Annotated in this window: 15 protein-coding genes; 4 read left to right on the forward strand and 11 right to left on the reverse strand. The window is 69.3% G+C overall.

The window, feature by feature from the left end:
• Nucleotides 1-1,275: AAA family ATPase (locus tag QZT59_RS09295; RefSeq protein WP_290814665.1), on the forward strand; the 1,275-nt coding region annotated here is incomplete at its 5' end.
• 101 nt (nucleotides 1,276-1,376) lie between these two features.
• Here QZT59_RS09295 and QZT59_RS09300 read toward each other — a convergent pair.
• The 7 genes from QZT59_RS09300 to QZT59_RS09330 all read right to left on the reverse strand — a co-directional run bounded on the left by QZT59_RS09300 (nucleotide 1,377) and on the right by QZT59_RS09330 (nucleotide 10,166).
• The gene (locus QZT59_RS09300) at nucleotides 1,377-1,688 is read right to left on the reverse strand and encodes a MazG-like family protein (protein WP_290814668.1); all 312 of its coding nucleotides are present in this window, start codon (nucleotides 1,686-1,688) and stop codon (nucleotides 1,377-1,379) included.
• A 140-nt stretch (nucleotides 1,689-1,828) separates the two neighbouring features.
• On the reverse strand, nucleotides 1,829-2,731 hold the full coding sequence (locus QZT59_RS09305; RefSeq protein WP_290814671.1) for a protein sorting system archaetidylserine decarboxylase: 903 nt from the start codon (nucleotides 2,729-2,731) through the stop codon (nucleotides 1,829-1,831).
• A 269-nt stretch (nucleotides 2,732-3,000) separates the two neighbouring features.
• Complete coding sequence (locus tag QZT59_RS09310) at nucleotides 3,001-5,862, reverse strand: DEAD/DEAH box helicase (RefSeq protein WP_290814674.1); 2,862 nt, start codon at nucleotides 5,860-5,862, stop codon at nucleotides 3,001-3,003.
• A 74-nt stretch (nucleotides 5,863-5,936) separates the two neighbouring features.
• Complete coding sequence (locus tag QZT59_RS09315) at nucleotides 5,937-6,248, reverse strand: hypothetical protein (RefSeq protein ID WP_290814677.1); 312 nt, start codon at nucleotides 6,246-6,248, stop codon at nucleotides 5,937-5,939.
• Between the two features lie 121 nt (nucleotides 6,249-6,369).
• Nucleotides 6,370-7,191, reverse strand: coding sequence for a metallophosphoesterase (locus QZT59_RS09320; protein ID WP_290814680.1), 822 nt, complete (start codon nucleotides 7,189-7,191; stop codon nucleotides 6,370-6,372).
• Nucleotides 7,192-7,194: 3 nt separating this feature from the next.
• Nucleotides 7,195-8,895, reverse strand: a complete 1,701-nt coding sequence (locus QZT59_RS09325) for a hypothetical protein (RefSeq protein ID WP_290814683.1) — start codon at nucleotides 8,893-8,895, stop codon at nucleotides 7,195-7,197.
• Nucleotides 8,892-10,166 (reverse strand): Single-stranded DNA binding protein, encoded by a 1,275-nt coding sequence (locus QZT59_RS09330; protein ID WP_290814686.1) that lies wholly within the window; start codon nucleotides 10,164-10,166, stop codon nucleotides 8,892-8,894. The genes QZT59_RS09325 and QZT59_RS09330 overlap by 4 nt, the downstream gene beginning before the upstream one ends.
• A gap of 156 nt (nucleotides 10,167-10,322) precedes the next feature.
• Here QZT59_RS09330 and QZT59_RS09335 point away from each other — a divergent pair, with 156 nt between their 5' ends.
• Complete coding sequence (locus tag QZT59_RS09335; RefSeq protein WP_290814689.1) at nucleotides 10,323-10,988, forward strand: 2,5-diamino-6-(ribosylamino)-4(3H)-pyrimidinone 5'-phosphate reductase; 666 nt, start codon at nucleotides 10,323-10,325, stop codon at nucleotides 10,986-10,988.
• 123 nt (nucleotides 10,989-11,111) lie between these two features.
• On the opposite strand, the gene QZT59_RS09340 is transcribed toward QZT59_RS09335, so the two are convergent.
• Both QZT59_RS09340 and QZT59_RS09345 read right to left on the reverse strand, forming a co-directional pair.
• A complete protein-coding gene (locus QZT59_RS09340) occupies nucleotides 11,112-11,780 on the reverse strand; it encodes a TraB/GumN family protein (protein ID WP_290814692.1) in 669 nt (222 codons plus the stop codon).
• Between the two features lie 445 nt (nucleotides 11,781-12,225).
• Nucleotides 12,226-13,173: a DNA polymerase beta superfamily protein gene (locus tag QZT59_RS09345; RefSeq protein WP_290814695.1), complete on the reverse strand. Its 948-nt coding sequence runs from the start codon at nucleotides 13,171-13,173 to the stop codon at nucleotides 12,226-12,228.
• Nucleotides 13,174-13,295: 122 nt separating this feature from the next.
• Here QZT59_RS09345 and QZT59_RS09350 point away from each other — a divergent pair, with 122 nt between their 5' ends.
• Nucleotides 13,296-13,928, forward strand: a complete 633-nt coding sequence (locus QZT59_RS09350) for an HD domain-containing protein (protein WP_290814698.1) — start codon at nucleotides 13,296-13,298, stop codon at nucleotides 13,926-13,928.
• Nucleotides 13,929-13,983: 55 nt separating this feature from the next.
• On the opposite strand, the gene fdhF is transcribed toward QZT59_RS09350, so the two are convergent.
• On the reverse strand, nucleotides 13,984-17,316 hold the full coding sequence (gene fdhF / locus QZT59_RS09355; protein WP_290814701.1) for a formate dehydrogenase subunit alpha: 3,333 nt from the start codon (nucleotides 17,314-17,316) through the stop codon (nucleotides 13,984-13,986).
• The gene (locus QZT59_RS09360; protein ID WP_290814704.1) at nucleotides 17,313-18,836 is read right to left on the reverse strand and encodes an NADH-ubiquinone oxidoreductase-F iron-sulfur binding region domain-containing protein; all 1,524 of its coding nucleotides are present in this window, start codon (nucleotides 18,834-18,836) and stop codon (nucleotides 17,313-17,315) included. The genes fdhF and QZT59_RS09360 overlap by 4 nt, the downstream gene beginning before the upstream one ends.
• Nucleotides 18,837-19,247: 411 nt before the next feature.
• On the opposite strand from QZT59_RS09360, the gene msrA reads away from it, so the two are divergent.
• Nucleotides 19,248-19,784 carry a peptide-methionine (S)-S-oxide reductase MsrA gene (gene msrA, locus QZT59_RS09365; RefSeq protein WP_290814707.1) on the forward strand — a complete coding sequence of 179 codons (537 nt, stop codon included), beginning with the start codon at nucleotides 19,248-19,250 and terminating at the stop codon, nucleotides 19,782-19,784.
• The last annotated feature ends 184 nt before the right edge of the window (nucleotides 19,785-19,968 follow it).

The following is a 19,968-nucleotide window of genomic DNA, read 5'->3' on the forward strand; positions in this document are numbered from 1 at the left end:
ATCGTCTTCTTCGACGAGATCGACTCGATCGCCAGCGCGCGCGACGACGACGCCGACGCCGAGAGCCGCGTCGTCGGCCAGCTGCTGACGCTGATGGACGGACTCGACGCCCGCGGCGAGGTGATCGTCATCGGCGCCACCAACCGCGTGGACTCGCTCGACCCCGCGCTTCGACGCGGCGGTCGATTCGACCGCGAGATCCAGATCGGCGTCCCGGACGAGTCCGGCCGCCGCGAGATTCTCGAGGTCCACACCCGCGGGATGCCCCTGGCCGACGACGTCTCGATCGAGAAGATCGCCTCGCGGACCCACGGCTTCGTCGGCGCCGACCTCGACGCCGTCGTCAGCGAGGCGGCGATGGCCGCGATCCGCCGCCGCCCGGCGGACGAGGACGAACGGGCGGCGTGGAACCGCGACCCGGCGGTGACGAAGGCGGACTTCGACGAGGCGCTCGCCTCGGTCGAACCCTCGGCGATGCGAGAGTACGTCGCCGAGTCGCCCGACATCGACTTCGGTCGGGTCGGCGGCCTGTCGGAGGCGAAGCGGACGCTCAGAGAGTCGGTCGAGTGGCCGCTGACCTACGACCGACTCTTCGACCGGACGAACACCGACCCGCCCTCGGGCGTCCTTCTCTACGGCCCACCCGGTACGGGGAAGACGTTACTCGCGCGTGCGCTGGCCGGCGAGACCGACGTCAACTTCGTCCGCGTCGACGGCCCGGAAATCATCGACCGGTACGTGGGCGAAAGCGAAAAGGCCATCCGCAAGGTGTTCGAGCGCGCCCGCCAGTCCGCGCCGTCGATCGTCTTCTTCGACGAGATCGACGCCCTCGTCGGCACCCGCGGCGAGAGCCACGAGGTGACCGAGCGGGTCGTCTCGCAGCTGTTGACCGAACTCGACGGCATGAGCGAGAACCCGAACCTCGTCGTCCTCGCCGCGACGAACCGCAAGGACCAGATCGACCCCGCCCTCCTCCGTCCCGGTCGGCTCGACACGCACGTCCTCGTGCCGGAGCCGGACGCCGAGGCCCGAGAGAAGATCCTGGAGGTGCACACCCGGGGCAAGCCGATCGCCGAGGACGTCGACCTCGAGGAGCTGGCCGCCGACCTCGAGGGGTACACCGGCGCCGACATCGAGGCGCTCGTTCGCGACGCGTCGATGAAGGCGATCCGCGAAGTCGCGACGGCCTACGAACCCGAGGAGGCGAACGAGCGGGCCGACGACGTCGTCGTCGAACGCGAGCACCTGGAGGCGGCGCGTCGCTCGCTCGAGTGATCGACCGCTCCGCCCGTGCGCAACGCCGACGTCGGTCGATCGCGCGCTGGCCCCACGGACCGATCGGCGACGGGAAGTCGGGCCGCGCCGATCGGCGGCGGTCAGTCAGCCGATCCCGCGCTCCCGGTCTCCTCGACGCGTCGTTCGTACTTTTCCAGCGCTTCGTCGAGCGCCGCGGCGGCGTCCACGTCGACCGCGTCCGCCACGAGCAGCAACGAGAAGAGGGCGTCGCCGATCTCGTCGCCGTTCACTTCCAGGGCGTCCGGTTCGGCCCCGTAATCCGTCGACTTCGCGGCGTCTGCGGCGACCTCCCCGACTTCCGCCGAGAGGTCGAGGATGCGGTAGGCCGGATCGGCGTCGAGTCCGTGGCGTTCTGCGAACGAGACGACGCGCTCCTGTATCTCGTGGGTCATGTTTCGGGGTTCGCAAACGGGGCGGAAAAGCGCGTCGAGTCGGCGTCGCCCCCGAGACCCGTGCCGGTCTCACGGCGGGCGGATAGTCGACGGCGCTCGAAGAACGTCGATGGGCCGGGGGTCGGTCGATGGGCCGGGGATCAATCGACGTCTGCGCGATCGTCGACGGCCTCTCCGGCGCCCGATTCGTCTTCGGCCAGCAACGTGGGCGTCCCAGTTTCGAGGACCACCGTCTCCCCCGCGTGCACCCGCTCGCCGGGTTCGACCGCGACGTCGTCGATCGAGACCTCGGGCGATAACACCACGTCGACCCGACTGCCGAAGGCGATGTGACCGATTCGATCGCCCCGTTCGACCGCGTCGTCGGGCTCGACGTACGGGGTAATTCGGCGCGCGAACGCGCCGGCGATCAGCGTCACCTCCTCGACCCGGCTGCCTTCGGCGTCGGCCTCGAGATCGACGATGGCGCCAGTCCGACCGTCACCTTCGGTCGGGTCGTCTGGGCCTCCGGACGGGTCGTCGGGCCCACCGGTCGGGTCGTCGGGGCCCTCGGTCGGATCGTGAACGTCCTCCGTCGGATCGTGGACGCCCTCGTTCGGACCGTCGACGTCCTCGGTTGGGGCGTCGGCGCTCACCGATTGCCGGCCGTCGCTCTCGCCGGTATCCTCCGTCGCGAGGTGTACGTGAACCCGCTCGTTGCGATCGGAATCCTTCGAGAACGCGGGCTTGTACGCGCCCGGAGTGTGTTCGACGCCGGTCACGGTTCCGGCCGCGGGGGCGCGGACGACGTGGACGTTCCAGACGTTCATGAACACGCCCAGCCGGACCCGCTCACCCTCCCGACGGAGGACGGAGACCTTCCCGTCGGCGGGGGCGACGATGCCGACCGGCGGCGGCGCGCGATCCGGATCCCGGAAGAACCCCAGCACGGCGACGCCCAGCGCCGCCAGCACTACGCCCGCGACGACGCTGACGAGGAGGGCGAACGGCGCGGCGACCAGCGGCACCAGTGCGTACCGCCACGCTCCGGGAGCGACCTGCATGTCAGCGCGTTCGTGACGACCCCGCTTCACGGTTTCGACGGTCTACCGGCGATATACCCGCCGAGGTCGATGACGGGGCACGTTTCCGGCGAAATCGGTGCGGTCGACGGACGGTCGCATCCGCGGCTCGCTCGCAGGGAATCCGCGTCCGATCGCTCTCGGTAAACTGTCCACGATCGCTTCCGACAGTCCGTCCGCGATCGTTCCCGGCGGACTTACACGATCACTTCTGGCGGTCTTGCACGATCACTTCCGGCGGTCTTGTACGATCACTCCCAGAACGACTGCGTCCGCGCGTATTCGCGCTCCTGTCGAAGGATGTCGCGGTAGAACTCGTCTTCGTCCTCGCGGAGCTTGTTGATGATGCGCGCGGCGTTGTGGGGGCCGACGCCGCGCGCGGCCATCGCGATCACCGCCCGCTTGCCGTGGCTCTGGACGAGGCTCGCCGAGCGGTAGGCGCGCTCGGTCATGTACTCCTGCTCGTCGTCCTTCTCCTCGGCGCGCACCGCGTCGACGACCTCGTCGGCCCACGGATTGAGCGCCGCGATCCGGGTGGAACCGCAGTTCGGACACTCCGGTTGCTCGCGCACTCGTCGCACTTTCGTCCTGGATTTCCACTCCTTGCAGTGGGTGCACAGGAGGATGATCCGGTCGTCGCGGATCCGCTCTCGAACCGTCTCGATGATGCCGGCGTCCGCGTTCTCCGGCGAGAGCAACTCCTTCCCAGACGACCGGCCGCCGGTGCCGACGGCGGTTCGCCCCGTTACCGTGCGGACCGCTATCTCGTCGGACTGGATCGCCTCCAGGACGGCGGCGGCGCGCGTCGGGTCGAGGTCCTCGTGGAACACCTCGCGGATCGACTCGTCGTACATCGGGGTGTCCTCCAGGGCGGCGAGCAACCGCTCGTTCGACATGCGTCCGGACCCCTCCCAGCGCTTCAGCGCCCCGAACTTCGCCGAGACCTGGGCGAGGCGGAATGCCAGGGCGTCCGAGCGCTTGAGGCCGAGCTCGACGATCGTCTCGACGTGTGCGGGGTCGGTATCCTCGAGTACCGCCACGATGTCGCTCGTCGCGACGCTCGTCGGCACCTCGAGTTCGATACGGTAGGGATCGGTCTCCAGTCCGATCGACGACCCGGACTGCTGACCCAGCAGCGCCGAGAGCGTGCGTCCCAGGGTCTCGTTGGTCGTGTGGCCGAAACAGGCGTTGACGACCACGCTGGCGCCCCGTCGCTCGATCACGATCCGGTCGGCGTCGGGCATCGGCATCGCTCCCTCGACCTGACGCTCCAGCTGGTCGAGCGCCGAGGTCAGCGTGTGGTGGTCGCTCGGGTACCGTCCGCCGAGCTCGCGGGCGACCGCGTCGGCGTCGGCGCCCGCGCTCAACTGGGGTTCCGCCACGTTTCGGATCTCGCCGACCTCCTGGGCGACCTCGAAGGGGACCGGAATCTCCTGGCCGATCCAGGAGGGGACCTCGCCCGCCGGGTCCTCGATCGGGCTCACCTTCACGATCCCCTCCTCGTCGTCGACCTCCGCGATGCGCCACATCTCGCCGCGCTGGATGAACACCTCCCCGGGCGTCGCGAAGTTGACGACGAAGCGTTCGTCGAGGGTGCCGATCTGGCGGCTCGAGGCGATGTCGTGGACCTCGTAGGTCTCCTCGTCGGGGATCATCGAGAGGTTGGCGTAGACGTACTGCCAGGTGCTCCCGCTCGTCTCGATTCGATCCTCGCCCTCGTCGAACCAGACGATCCGGTTGCGGTGAAGTTCCGAGAGCACGCGCCGGAACCCCTCCTCGGTCAGCTCCCTGAACGGATACGCGTCCGAGACGATCCCGTAGGCCTCGTCCACGTACGTCGACCCGGCGCTCTGGACGATCGCCGGGACCTGGTTGGCGACGACGTCGAGACTCCCCTCGTGGATCGCCGCGTCCTCGACCTCGCCCGCCCGTCCCCGACGGGCGATCGCCAGCGCCTCGAACGTGTCGTCGGGTCTGGTCGTGACGATCGTTCCGGAGGAGACTTCGCCCATCCGGTGGCCCGCCCGACCGATGCGCTGGAGCAGTCGCGTCACCTGCCGCGGACTCTGGTACTGGACGACGTGATCGACGCTTCCCACGTCGATCCCGAGCTCCATGGACGACGTACAGAGCAGCGCGTCCAGCTCGCCGGCCTTGAACGCGTCTTCGACCTCGATTCGGGCGGACTTCGAGAGCGAGCCGTGGTGGACGCCGATCGGGAGGTCGAGCTCCCGGAACCGGGATCCCAGGGCTTCGGCGGTCTGGCGCGTGTTGACGAAGATGAGCGTGGACTCGTGTTCGTCGACGATGTCGCGGATCAGTCGGACGTGACTGGCGGTCGTCACCTCGGTCATCAGTGTACCCGCGAGCTCGCGATCCTCGTCGGTTACCGTCGGTTCCCGAACGGTCACGTCGACGTTACTCCCGACGTCGATCTCGCGCACCTCGCAGGGGCGTTCGCCCGTCAGGAAGCGGGCGACCTCCGCGGGGTCGCCGACGGTCGCCGAGAGACCGATCCGCTGGAACGGGCCGGCCAGCCGCCGGAGCCGCTCGAGTCCGACCGATAGCTGGGCGCCGCGCTTCGAGGCCGCGAGCTCGTGGACCTCGTCGATCACGACGTGTTCGACGTCCGCCAGCGCCTCGCGCAACCGTTCGCCGGTGAGCATCGCCTGCAGCGTCTCCGGCGTCGTGATCAGGACGTCCGGCGGGTCCGACGCTTGCTTGCTCCGCTGATACTGGGTCGTGTCCCCGTGGCGGACGTCGACCTCGACGTCGAGGTACTCGCCCCACCACTCGAGCCGGTCCCGCATGTCGCGGTTCAGCGCCCGCAGCGGGGTCACGTACAGCGCGGCGAATCCGTCGTCGCGTTCGTCGTCCTCGGCCGACTCCGATCCCTCCCGTCGCCGGCTAACGATGTGATCGAACACGGGAAGCATGGCCGTCTCGGTCTTCCCGCTCCCGGTCGGTGCGATCACCAGCGTGTTCTCCCCGGCGGCCAGCGGCGGGATCGCGAGCCGCTGGGGCGGCGTCGGCGTCGAGAAGCCGCGTTCGGAGAGGGCGTCGCGGACGGTCGGCCCGAGGTGGGTGAACGCCGCCGCGTCCCCGTCGATCATCGACCGCGGTTAGGGACGTACGCCGCATAAGGTCGTTGTTTGTCGACGTCGGCGGGGTCCCCGGATCGCCCGTTTCATACCGAAGAGAGCCCCCACTCCTCGTCGTCGACCCGAACCGTCGCGAGTTCGTCGCGATCGCCGAGCAGGCGCACCGAAAATCCCCCGCCGTCGCGCTCGAGCTGGAGGTCGGTCGTCGTCACGTCCGCCGTCACTTCTCTGACGACCGCCGACGGGTCGCCGTCGTCGGACGTCGGCTCGATGCCGTACTCCTCGTAGGCGATCGAGGCGGTCCGTTCGACGAGGTCGTCGCCCCCGTAGACGTCGACGATCAACCCCTCGCGCCCGTCGGTCTCTTCGACCTCGATCCGGTAGGTCTCGATCGGCATGACCGGTCGTTCGACCGATTCCGGAATGGGTATCCGGCTTGCAGGTGCCGCAGGCGCGAGCCGCATTCGAGCGGTCGATCCTCCCGTGCCGACCGGGGGCCGAACCGGCGGCTGCGGAGCTTCACACCGACTCGTACGGCCCGAGACGCGTCCCGTCGAGCAGATACGCGTCGCCGTCGACGAGGCCGTCGGGCAGGAACGGCGAGAGGAACGACTGGCCGGCGACGTTCACCCACGTGCCGCCGACGAGTTCGTTGAACGCCGGCAGGACGACGAGTTCCCCCGGCTCGTCCGGTTCCGGCGTCGTCGCGTCCGCGTACTCCGCCCGGTCGAGAATCCACGTGCGGTCGAGACGACCGCGGAGCCACGCGGGTTCGACGCGGCTGCCACCGACTTCGTCTTCCAGTCGGACGCACGGGTGCTCGTGACCCATACAGACGACCGTCGCCTCGAGAACCGTCGGCGACGGCCAGCTGTGGCCGTGACACACGCCGAGCTCGCCGAGACGCTCGCCGTCGCCCGGGACGACCGAAAGCGACGTCGCGCCGGCCGGCGCGTCGCCCGGCCGAGCGGGCGGGCCGTCGTCGACCGCCTCCCCGAGCCACGACTCGATCGCCCCGTCGTGGTTACCTTTCACCAGCGTCACGTCGACCGGCGGCATCGTCTCGAACAACACCTCGAGCTCGCCGCGCTCGGCGCCGCCTGGATCGCCGATCGAGTGCATCAGGTCGCCCAGGACGATCAACCGGTCCGGCTCCGTTCGTTCGAGGAGGCCGCACAACCGCTCGCGACGCTCCGGGGCTCGGCTCGGCACTTGCACGCCGCGTTCGTAGCGCAACGCGACCTCGACCCCGGCGTGGTAGTCGGCCACGAGCAGCGCCCGCTCGCCGTCGATCGCGGCGATCGCCGCGGGTTCGTCGGGCACCGGCTCGACCAGACTCATCGCTCAGATCGCCTTCAGCGTCCCGTCCGCCGGTTCGTAACACTCGCCGCCCATCAGCGCGTCCTGGATGGCTTCCTCGACCGTTTCGGCCGACGCGCCGGTCTCCTCGACGACCGCCTCGACCACCGCGTCCCGATCGGCGCCGTCGCCGTCGTCGAGTTCGTCCATCGTTTCGACCGCCAGCGACTGGACGTCGACGTCGTCGACCGCCTCGGGTTCCGCATCGTCGTCACCCACGTCGTCATCGTCGACCGCCTCGACCTCCACCTCGTCATCGCCGTCGACTTCGGCGTCCGCCTCGACGTCTTCGCCCATGCCGCCGGACTCGGATTCGCCGTCAGCCTCCGTCCCTTCGGCCCCGTCGTCGGCCGTCTCGTCGGCGTCTCGTTCGTCGTCCGTGGCGCCTTCTGAGTCGTCCGTGGAGCCCTCCGAGTCGGCCGGATCCGGGACGTCGATGTCGGCCTCACCGGGCTCGTCGACGTCCGCGCCGGTCGTAAACTCCGTTCCGTACTCGGCCTCGATCTGCTCTCGTTCCTCCTCGTCGATCTCGTACAGCTCGTCGTCGAGACCGTCGGATTCGAAGTCGCCCAGCTCGTCGTCGGTCGAATCCTCGGCGTCGTCCGCATCACTCGTCGATTCGGGCGCTGGCTCCGATTCCTCGGCGTCCGTCCCGTCGCTCGTCGACGCCGCGTCGGCCGCGTCGAAATCGCCGAGTTCGTCGTCGGGCTGGGGCTCGTCGGCTCGGTCGCTCTTCGCTTCGCCGTCTCCGTCGTCGTCGGCGAGGGCAGCGTTCGCGTCGCCGACTGCGGTGTCGTCCGCCGGTTCCGACTGCGGAGACGCCTCCGCCGTCCCGACGGCCGCTCCCGACGCGGGATCGGTCGTCGTCAGCTCCGGTTCGCCCTCGGCCGCCGCGCCCGATTCGGATTCGCCCGTCGCGACCCCGTCGGGAAGCGAGAGCGTCGGTCCGTCGGCGGCCAGCGTCGCGAAGTCGGGCCCCTCGGGATCGGCGTCGCCGGGCGTAAACTCCAGGGGGTCCACCTGCGAGCGTTCGCCGGCGACGACGCGAACGGCGTCCAGCGCCGTCTCCCGGAGGGCGGCCAGGTACGCGGGGGTCGTTCCGTAGTGTTCCTGTGCGAGCGGAATTCCCCGTGACAGTCCCTCGGGAACGCCGTTCGCGCGGAGCGCCGACGCGAGGTGGTCGCCGGTCGCGTCGAGCTCGGCCGCCGCCGCGTAGGTGCCGATGCGGTCGATCGTGTGCTCGGCCGCGTCGACGACCCAGCGGTCCCTCGTGTCGCCGTCGACCTCGGCGAGGGTCTCCGGCCGGATGGAGGTGTAGACCCGGTCGCCGTCGTCGGGTTCGAAGGTTCGCGCTTTGCCGGTGACGCTGACGAACGCCGGCGGCTCTGCCCGCTCGAGAAACGCCAGCGCTTCGGGCTGGTACTGACCGGCGTAGACGACGAACGCGCCCGTCGGGTCGACGATGCGCGCCCGAACCATCTCCTCGTTGACGTCGCTCACCTCGGTGAGGGTTCCGACCGCGAAGATCCGGTTGAGCCTGGCGCCCGTCGGCGCGATCACGTAGTTGGGGGCGCGCTCCTCGTCGCTCTCGGCGTGGGAAAGCGACGCGTCGTCGAACTCCGCCGCGAAGATCCGGAACGCGACTTCGCGGCCCGGTCGGGTGTCGGTTCCGCCGTCGACGCTCATCGGGCCACCTCCGCGAGGAAGTTCTCGGCACGATCGGCTGGATCGTCATCGCTCTCGGCGAACGAGACCGCGTCGTGGTTCGCGCCGTACTCGTCGACGGAGAGGTGTCCGCGGACGCGGAACTCGCGGCCGACGATCCGCTCGCGGATGGTGTCCGCGACCGCCTCCTGGTCCATCGCGTCGCGCGCCTCCTCGCGAGCGTCGTCGACGTCGCCCCCGTAGACCTGCTCGGTGAGTCCCTCGTCGAGGACGACCGTCACGGTGCCGGTGCCGTCGTCGAGGATCGCTTTCACCCGGAGGTCGTCCTCGCCGTCGACTTCGCCGTGGGTTCGACACTGTCCCTTCTGGACGACTCGTCGGCACTCGGGACAGCGCTGGATCAGCCCGGAACCGTCGCGGACGGCGATCAGGTTGCCCACGAGCTCGACGTCGTAGACGCCCCCGGTGGCGACGGCTTCGCCGACGCCCATTCGCGGGGCGTCGTCGCCGACGTCGATCTCGCGATCGAGCGCGGTCACGTCGCTGAACTCCGAGACGTTCACCTCGGGCACGCCCCGAAACTCGCGCACGTAGACGTTCTCGAGACGGACGGCGGCCCCTTCTTCGATCTCCGGTTGCGGATCCCAGTTGGTGAACGGCAGCCGCCCGCTCTCGTCGCCGAGGACGCCGCTCAGAATCTCGGTCTCCCCGTCGCGACCGTCGATCGTGCGCTCCTCGCACTCGAGGACCCGCACGTCGACGGTGGCCGCCCGGTCGCCCGTCCTGAGATCGGCGAGGGACGATTCGCCGCCGATTTCGTAGGGTACCTCGGGGGAATCGTCGACGGCGGAGATCGACGTGTGCTCGCCGAGGTTGAGCTCCGGCTCGCCGTCCCACTCGCGGACGCCCGCGTTGCCGGCGGTGATCGCGTCCCCCGGTTCGAGTCCGAAGTCCTCCCACGCGGTGTAGTCGATGACGCCGGACTCGTCGGCGAGTTCTCCCTCGACGATGACGTGGTCGGATCCCTGGTACCGGATCGATCGCTCGCCCGCCGTGAGGACGACGCCGGTCACGGTGACGTTCCCGTCGTCGGGCGAGATCTCCCCGATCGCCTTCGAGGTCGGACCGCCGCCCCCGCCGGCGCTCTCGTCGCCGTACTTGCGGCGCAGGCTCTGTTTCGCCTCGCCGATCGGTACGCTGTACTCGACCAGGTTCTGCAAGTCGCGTTTGACCTCCTCGTTGTCGACACCGAGGTCGGAGGCGAGATCCTCGGCGTGGCTGTCGAGATCCATCGTACTGAGTTACGGCGGGGGCTTAAAAACGTCCTCGGCTCGGAGTGAAAGTGGAACGTCGTCCCGACTGTCTTCCCGAGCGACGATTCCGTCGGCGCTCCTTCCGTCGGTGAAAGGGATTATCCCGGTGCCCTCGAAAGAGCGTCGTAGACGGCCATGCACGTCCTCGTCAACGCGGCGATGAGCGCGGACGGGAAGCTCTCATCGAGCCGCCGCGAGCAGCTCGCGATCAGCGGCCCGGAGGACTTCGAGCGGGTCGACCGCGTGCGAGCGAGCAGCGACGCCATTGCGGTGGGGGTCGGGACGGTGCTCGCGGACGATCCGAGTCTCACCGTGAAGGACCCGGCGCTTCGGGACGAGCGCCTTTCGCGAGGAGAACCGGCCCAGCCCGCCCGCGTCGTCGCCGACTCGCGGGCGCGTACGCCGACCGACGCGGCGGTGCTGGACGACGCCGCAGAGACCTACGTCCTGGTGAGCGAGGCCGCGCCGGCGGACCGGCGGGCCGCCCTCGCCGACCGGGACGCGACCCTGATCACCGCCGGCGAGGACCGAGTGGACCTCCTTCGGGCGTTCGCGGCGTTGCAGGACGCGGGGCCGGAGACGGTGATGGTCGAGGGCGGCGGCGAGCTGATCTTCTCGCTGTTCGGATGCGGGCTCGTGGACGAGCTGTCGGTGTTCGTCGGCCCGACCGTGATCGGCGGACGGGGTGCGCCGACGCTCGCCGACGGCGAGGGGTTCGTCGACGCGTTTCCGGAACTCGCACTCGTGGACGTCGAACGGATGGACGACGGCGTCCTGATTCGCTGGCGCGTCGACGCGTGACGGACCGTGTCGGGCATCCGGCCTTCGCGTTCGATCCTGACTCGCCCGATGGACCTCACTCGAACGGTGCTGGGTGACGGCGAGTGGGCGTCTCGGCCGATGCGGACCGATTGGGGGCCCAATTCACACGTCGCCGGTGACGTTCGGCATGGACGGGTGACGCGACAGCTGGCGAGCCGCCCAGGGCGTGAACGCACCCCGAGGCGGATCGCGGATCGGCGGCAGTTCGACGCAAGAGTCGGACAGCGTCCCGGGGTTCGTCAAGTACGAGTGCAGGCCGACCGTGTGGTTTTCGCCGACGACGGCAACGATCCGTTCGTCGCGCCGTGCCAGCGCCTGGAGGTGGCCGGCCATCCGCCGATCCCGGTCGCGGACGAGCGTTCGGTAGGCCTCGGGAGCGCGCCGTTCGAGCCGGCGGAGATCGCTGTCGATCGCGGACAGCGAATTCGCCTCCTGAAAGCGGCCGGTCTCGTCGATCCGCTCCGGAAGGATTTCGCGTTGATACCGTGCTTCGGCGGCGAGAGCCGCCTCGGTGTGGCCGGTGTCGATGAGCGCGAGCGGGATGTCGAGGGCTTTCGCCGCGAAGATCGCGAGGAATATGTCGGCGGGATCGCAGCGATTTCGGTTCTGGAGGACGTCTTCGACGAATTCCTCGAATCGCGGCGGATCGTACTCGACGGCGAGAACCGTGGGATCGATCTCCGCGATCAGATCGAGGATGGGCTGGAAGCGTCTCCGATTGTGGTGCAGCCCTCCGTTGACGTGAATATCCGCCACTCGGAGGACGATCATGGGACTGCTATTCGTCGGACGATCGTGAGACTGCTACTGGCAGGACGATCATCGCAGAGAGGATTCTGCGTGCACTGTCTCGTGCCTGCTCGGTTGTGTGCGCTGCCTCTGCAAGCTCGGTCGTGTGCACTGCCTCTGCAAGCTCGGTCGTGTGCACTGCCTCTGCAAGCTCGGTCGTGTGCACTGCCTCGTGCGTGCTCGGGGGAGAGCGGTCGCCGAACCGGCCACGCATTTCGGGCGTAACGATACATCGTTCGTCTACGGGAACGACGACGCGACCGAGGATATAGCCTCGCCCGACGCTGTCACGTTCTGTAATCGTCGATAACCCGTTGCCAATCGTGGTGCGTACCGACGCGTACCGGCCGGAGGCCAGTATCGGTGCGAGTTCTCGTATCGGTCCCGGTTCAGATTTCGGTACCAGTGCCAGTTCGTCTATCGGGCCTCAGGCGAAGGTCACGTCGAGCGTCTCCCGGACGAAGTCGTTGAGTCGAGCTCGATCGACGCGACGGCCCGCGTGCGCCGACGGATCGATCTCGGGAAGGCTGACGTCGTCCGGGTCGAACAACCGACCCACGACGGCGTCCCCCTCGCCGCGTCGCTTTCGCTCGACGAGTTCGCGCGTCGTCTCCACGAACGCCGGATCGAACGCGTCGCGGTCGGCTTCCTCGGCGAGGAACCGCGGGAAGTCGAGCGTCGGAAACCGGTTGCTCTCGCGGACGTACCGAGCGTAGAGGACTCCCCGGGAGACGTAGAGATGTCGTTTGACCGTTCGATCGGTCCGACCTTCCTCGTACGCGTCGCGCGGAACGGTTCGAAGCTCGTCGTTTCGAGGTTCGTCGTTCGCGATCCCGTCGGGGCGAGCGTCGTGACCGCTCGCGTCGACCGGCCGGACGAGGTACTCGTCGTCGCGCTCTTCGAGGACCAGATAGGCGAGTTCGCCGTCTTCGAACAGGCGTCCCTGGAGGTACGTTCGATACTGTCGTTCGGCGAGGGACCGATAGTGGTGGTACAGCGCGATCGGGGAGAACGAATCGCCGACGTCGGTCTCGAGACGCTCTAGCGGCCGGAACGTCCGATATCGAAGCGGGCTGTGAAGAAACTCGAAGGCGGTCGGGTTCGAATCGGCCAGCAGTTCGGCGAACCGTTTGACGTTCCAGCCCTGGCAGTCCGCTTCCCCCGAGCGGACGCGCACCGACGACTCGTAGCCGTCGAGGAGGGCGTACTGGTGGGGTCGCTGGGCGAAGACGACTCCGACGTCGCGGTCGCTGGTCGGGTCCGCGAGGTTCCACGCGCGACTACCCACGTCTCGTGCGGCGACGACCCGGACGTCGTGCTCGCGCTCGATTCGCTCGAGTAGCGCGTCGACGGTGTCGTCAAACTCGTCCGACATGGGCCGACGTTCGCGGTCGACCGCCAATTGCGTGTCGTCCAGCGTCCGGCGTTCGGTCCCGCCGAGCGACGTCGTCGCCGGGATCGATGATTTCTATACCCGTTCGTTCCAATTCCGAGCGGATGCTCGAGGACGTCCGGCGCACGGCGCGCACGTATTTCGACGACCGCGTCGGCCCCGCCCACGACTGGCGACACGTCGAGCGCGTCCGATCGCTCGCGGCGCGTCTCGCGGCGGAGCGAGACGACGTCGACGAGACGGTGCTGGACCTGGCGGTCTCGCTGCACGATATCGGCCGACCCGCGGAGGAGGCCGGCGAGATCGACGATCACGCGACGTGGGGCGCCGCGGAGGCGCGCCGAATTCTCGACGATCGCGGCGCCGACGAGGGAACGATCGAGGCGGTGGCCCACTGCGTCCTGGCCCACCGCTACTCGAACGACGTCGAACCGGAGACGATCGAAGCGCGAATCCTTTGCGACGCGGACAATCTCGACGCGCTCGGGGCCGTCGGGCTCGCCCGGGTCTTCGCTTGCGCGCCGGTCTACGGGAACCCGCTCTACGACTCGACGCTCCCGGCCGAACTCGACGAATCCGAGGCCGGTCGGACGAGCGTGAACCACGTCGAGAAGAAGATCCTGGATCTCCCCGACAGGATGTACACGTCCGGAGGTCGACGCCTCGCGGCCGACCGTTCCGCGTTCGTCGAGCGCTTCCTCGGGCGGTTCGAGGCCGAGGTCGCGGGCGAACGGTAGCGGGTCGGCGGTCCAACTGTGGCCGTTGACGGGGGCGTCCGCCGGCGGGCACCGCTCAGCGCGTGCCGTCCCCCACGTCCGGGGTTCGGAGCACGTCCGGATCCGCGTCCGGGCCGAGCGGCTCCGCGCGGACGCTCGAAACCTTGTACTCGGGAATGCCGGCGTGCGGGTCGAACGTCTCCTGGGTGAGTTTGTTGACGGCGCCGGCGGCGAAGTGCATCGGAATGAACAGGATCCCCTCGCCGACCCGGTCGGTCACGAGCGCTTTCACGACGATCTCGCCGCGGCGCGATTCGACCCGGACGTACTCGCCGTCCGCGACCCCGACGTGTGCGGCGGTCTCCGGGTGGATTTCGACGAAGCTCTCTCCGACGTGGCTCATCAGTCCTTCGACGCGGCGAGTGAGCTGGCCGGTGTGCCAATGGTACAGCACGCGCCCCGAGGTGAGCGTGAGCGGGAACTCCTCGTCCGGCACCTCGGCCGGTCGTTGCACGTCGGCGGGGACGAATCGGGCGCGGCCGTCTTCGAAGTTGAAGTTTCCCTCCTCGTAGTCGTAGAGGTACGGCGTGCCCGGGTGGTGTTCGTCCCAGCAGGGCCACTGGAGGCCGTGGCGGTCGCCGGCCTCGAGGCGTTCGTAGCTGACGCCGCCGTAGATGGGCGTCAGTTCGGCGATCTCGTCCATGATCTCGCGGGGATGTCGGTAGGTCCACTTGTAGCCGAGCCGCCGGGCCAGCGCCTGCGTGATCTCCCAGTCCTGTCGAGCGTCGCCCGGCGGGTCCGTGACGGGACGAACTCGCTGGATGCGCCGCTCGGTGTTGGTGAACGTCCCGTGTTTCTCCGGTGACGCCGCCGCGGGCAGGATAACGTCGGCGTGCGCTGCGGTCTCGGTGAGGAAGACGTCCTGGACGACGAGGAAGTCGAGCGCCGAAAGCGCCTCCGCGGCGTGTTGCACGTCGGGTTCGGAGAGGGCGGGGTTCTCGCCGACGACGTACATCCCGCGCAGGTTCCCCTCGTGGATCTCGTCGAACATCTGCGGGACGGTCAGTCCGGGCTCGTCGGGCGGCCGCTCGCCCCAGGCGTTCTCGAACGCGTCGAGCACCTCGTCGTCGGTCACGTCCTGATAGCCGGGCAGGCTGTTCGGCAGGGTTCCCATGTCGCCGCCCCCGCCCTGGACGTTGTTCTGCCCTCGGAACGGAGAGAGCCCGGCGCCCGGTTTGCCGACCTGGCCGAGGGCGAGCGCGAGGTCGGCGAGGGCGAGCACGTTCTGCGTGCCGTGACTCGACTGGGTGATGCCCATCGCCCACCCGACGACGACGGTGTCGGCGGCGGCCAGGGTCTCTGCCGCGTGCGCCAGTTCGTCCGCCGGGACGCCGGTGAGCTCCTCGACGCGCTCGGGCGTGAAGGGGTCGACCTTCGCGACGACGTCATCGAACCCCGTGGTGTTGCGCTCGACGAACGCGTCGTCGTGCAGATCGTTTTCGATCAGGTGCCGGATCAGCCCGTTGATCCACGCCGTGTCGTAGCCCGGCCGCGTCCGGACGAACTGGTCGGCGTGTTCGGCGATGCCGATCTTCCGCGGGTCGAAGACGATCAGGTCGGCCCCCTCCCGGACGTTCCGTTTGATCCGCGTCGCGAGCACGGGGTGGGACTCCGTCGTGTTCGAACCCGTGACGAGGTAGGCGTCGGCCTCGCCCACGTCCTCTTCGATGCGGTTGCTCATCGCTCCGTAGCCGACCGTCCGCTTCAGCGCGGCCACGGTGGAGGCGTGACACAACCGCGCGCAGTTGTCCACGTTCTTCGTCCCCAGGACCTGCCTCGCGAACTTCTGGACGAGGTAGGCCTCCTCGTTCGTCCCCTTCGAGGAGGCGAGACAGCCCACCGCGTCGACGCCGTGGCGGGTGCCGATCTCGCGCAACCGCTCGGCGACGTGATCGAGCGCCTCGTCCCACGAGACCGCCGCCAGCTCGCCGTCGCCGGTGCGGACCAGCGGTCGGGTGACCCGCCGTTCGCTGTTGGCGAACTCGTGGCCGAACTTCCCCTTCACGCAGGTCGAGAAGTCGTTGGCCGGCGCGTCCGCGGGGTCGTCGACGGGGTCGACGCCCAGCACGTCGTCGCCCTTTCCGAGTATCTCGAACCGGCAGCCGACCGAGCAGAATCCGCAGGTCGTCTCCGCTCGCTCGACGCTGCGCATGCGGTAGTCGCCGACACGCTTCGCGACGTCGAAGAGCACGCCCTCCGGGAGCACCTCGGCGGCGACGCGCTCGGCGGCGTGTTCGCCCGTCATCGCGGCCGTTCGGCCGAACTCGCGGGCGAGTCCCCTCGCTCGACGCGCGGCCGTCCGCAGGAGGCGACCGACCCCGTCGTCGCGCGGTCTGCTGTCAGTAGCCCCTCCGTCTCCACCGCGCTCGACCGACCCGCCGTCGGGACCGCGATTGGGCGCGACCGCCTCGTCCAGCGTCTCGACCGATTCCCCTTCGATCACCCGCCCGACCGAGTTGCGCTGGGTGAACCCGGGAAGCGGCAACGTCGTCGCCCCGCCGATGTCCTTCTCGGTCAGCGCCCCGGTCGGACAGACCGTCGCGCAGTGGCCACAGGAGACGCAGGCGGAGTCGGCCATCGTCTCGGCCGTTTCGGTCTGGAAGCCGATGCGCGTCTCCCGACCCGATCCCTCGATTCGGAGCACGCCCTCGACCTGGACGTCGTTGCACGCCTCGACGCAGCGGTTACAGAGGATGCACTTGTTGCGGTCGATCTGGACGAACGAGGACGTGTCGTCGATCGGCTCGTATCTGTCCCGCTCGTCGAAGACGCCGTACCGGGGGTGGTCGACGCCCTCGCGAATCGCGGCCGCCTGCAACTCACACCGCGAGTTTCCGTTGCAGGTCGTACAGCGGAGGTTGTGGTTCGAGAGCAGGAGGTCGAGGTTGACCGATCGGGCCTCCTCGGCGGCGGGCGCGTCGGTCCTGACGGTCAGGCCGTCCTCTGCGGGGTACGAGCAGGCGGGTACGAGGCCGCGTTCTGCGGTGTCGACCGTGCAGGTTCGACACTCGCTTCGGGGACCGATCTCGTCGCTCGCGTCGCTCCCGCGGTCGAAGTAGCACAGCGCCGGAACGTCGGCGGCGTCTTCGAGGCCTTCGATTCCGATCCCGACGCTGACCGTCTCCTCGCTCGCGGCTCCCAACGCGTCGATCACGGTCGATCCCGCGGGGACCGTCACCCGTTCCCCGTCGACGGTCAGCGTGGTCGGCTCGTCCCCGGTCGTCCCGACCGGCGGATCGTTCGCGGTCCCGGTCTCGAACGTCTCGGTTACCGGCGTGGCGGTCGTCGGATCCCGTACGTCCGGGACGCGCGGCAGCCTCTCGTCCTCGGCGGACGTGTCGGTACTCATGGCGCCCCGGTGCAGGTGCCGCTCGGACAGCGCCCGTCGGCGTGCGCGCGAAACGCGGGTTCGAACTCCTCCATCGCCGTCGTCACCGGCCGGGGTGCGTGCGCGCCGACCTGGCAGTTCGCCGACCCGGCCATCACGCGGGCCAACTCGCGGATGTCCTCGCCCGCGTAGCGACCGTCGTAGACGTCGCGCAGGAGACTCAGGAGCTGTCTGGTCCCCTCCCGACCGGGGACGCAGCGTCCGCTGTTCGCTTCGGCGGCGAATCGGGCGCGTTCCCCGGCGGTCGCCACCGGGCAGCGCGTCTCGTTCAGCAGCTCGACGACCCCGTCGGTTCCGAGTTCGGCCGCCGCGAGCGACCGGGCGGTCGGCGCGACGTCCAGGTCGCGAACGATGCCGCCGAACACGCCGCCGACGCACGCCAGCTCGAACCGGCCGTCGATCGTCACCGCTTCGCGACAGGCGGTGAGGCTGGTGTCGGGGGGCAGTTCGATCGTCGCCGGATACACCACGTCGCCGGTGACGGTCACGAGCCGCGTCCCCGGGTCCGCCGCGGTCGAATCGTAGGCACCCGGCTCCGCGAGCGCGTGCCGGACCTGCGCGAGCGTCCGCGGCGTGTGGACGACCGTGGGTCGACCGTGGAGGCCGTACTCGGCGGGCGTCGGCGGCTGGATCCGGGGTTCGATGCGATCTGCACCCTCCAGCGCCTCGAGGGCGGCCGTGGGCGCACCGGCCCGGTACTCGTCGGGTCCGACGACGACCTGCGGATCGATCGACAACGCGTCGTGCGCAGCGTCCGCCGCCCGACGGACGAGTCGTCCCAGGCCCTCGTCACGCGGCGCGAGGTGGACGATCACGTCCGATGCCCCCACGCGCTCGGCGACGGCCGCCGCGCCGTCGAGCACCGCGAGCGGCGCCCCCGCCAGCAGCGTGCGATCGGCACGAGGCCTGACGTCGGTCCGGTGGGCGTTGACCACGACGACGGCTTCGCCGTCCGTCTCGCGGGCTCGTTCCCAGGCGTCGGCCGCCGGTTCGTCCGCGACGGCGTCACCCCGACCCCGGCCGAGGAGCCCGAGGTCGCCGATCTCGCTCGCGTCCCGTCCGACCGAGACGAGTTCGAGGTCGTCCGGGGAGGTCGGCTCGACCCAGCCGCACGGTCCCAGGACCCGCCGGTCGCCGACCGCGAGCGCGCCGTCGTCCGGGATGGGGATCGTGGATCGATTCGGCTCGTGCCGGATCACCGTCTCGGCGGCTTCGTCCGGGACCGTCCCGTCGTCGAGCGCGCCGACGGCGTTCCGAATCGTCGATTCGTCGGGATCGGTGAAAACGGCCGTTCGGTCGGCCACGGTCGCGAGGACGAGCGGTTCGGCCCCCTCGATTCCGGTCGGCCCGGTCTCGAGGACCCGAACGCACGAATCCGCTTCGCGCGCGGTCGCGACCAGTTCGGCCCCCTTTTCGAGGGACGGGCGCGACGAAACGCGGAGCGCCGGCGATCTCTCCGCAGCTCCATTCGAGGGAGACATTGACTCACAGGTCCCCGGCGGGCGTGAAAAAGGTGCCCACGGCGCGACTCCGACGACCCCGTCGGATCGGGTCTCCCTGCGGTCGGTCGCGAGGCGGTTCCGACGTCCCCGTCGGATCGGGTCTCCCTGCGGTCGGTCGTGTCGTGGCTCCGACGTCCTCATCGGGTCGTGCCTTGGATCCGGCCGATCGCGATCCGATCCCGTCGCCCCTATCGGGCCGTGCTCTCGATCCGGTCGATCGCGACCTGGTCGTCCCTCGACGGCCCGGGCCCGGTCACCACCGATCGCACTCGGGGGCGTGCAGGACGTCACCGGTCTCTCGGTTCCGTCCGTCACACTTCCGGGCTCCTGTCCTTCCACCCCCGCGCCCCGTTCGTCACACCTAACCGCCCGCACCCCCTGGTACTCGGTATGGAACGAGCCACGTTCGGCGGCGGATGCTTCTGGTGCGTCGAGGCGGCGATAAAAACCCTGGACGGCGTCGAATCGGTGACCTCCGGTTACGCGGGCGGTCACGCGGAGGATCCGACCTACGAGGAGGTCTGTCGCGAAGAAACCGGCCACGCCGAGGTCGTCCAGGTCGCGTTCGATCCGGACGAGCTGGCCTACGAGGACCTCCTCGAGGTCTTCTTCACGATTCACGACCCGACCCAGCTGAACCGACAGGGGCCGGACGTTGGAACCCAGTACCGGTCGATCATCCTGACCCACGACGAGCGGCAGGCGGAGCTCGCCGAGGCGTTCGTCGACGAACTCGAGGCCCAAAACGTCTACGAGGACGGGATCGTCACCGAGATCGAGCCGCTGGAGACGTTCTACGAGGCCGAGGAGTACCACCAGGACTACTTCGAGAAGAACCCGACCGACGCATACTGCCGGATGCACGCGGCGCCGAAGATCGACAAAGTCCGCGAGAAGTTCGACGAGCGGGTCGTCGCGGACGACTGACGACCGGCCGACCACCCTCCCGATCGATTCTCAGAAGCGCCACACCCTCGAACGACTCGACTGACGGTCCCGAAGATCCTCCCTGACGACGGACCCGAACGACATCTGCTTCCGGACGCGACCGCTCGTCACGGGATCGGCAGCGGTGCACTCCATCGTAGTTCGTCGATCGGTGGTGCCGACC

Origin of the sequence: Halovivax sp., assembly GCA_007119345.1 — an archaeon.
In the GTDB taxonomy this organism is placed as follows: Archaea; Halobacteriota; Halobacteria; order Halobacteriales; family Natrialbaceae; genus Halovivax.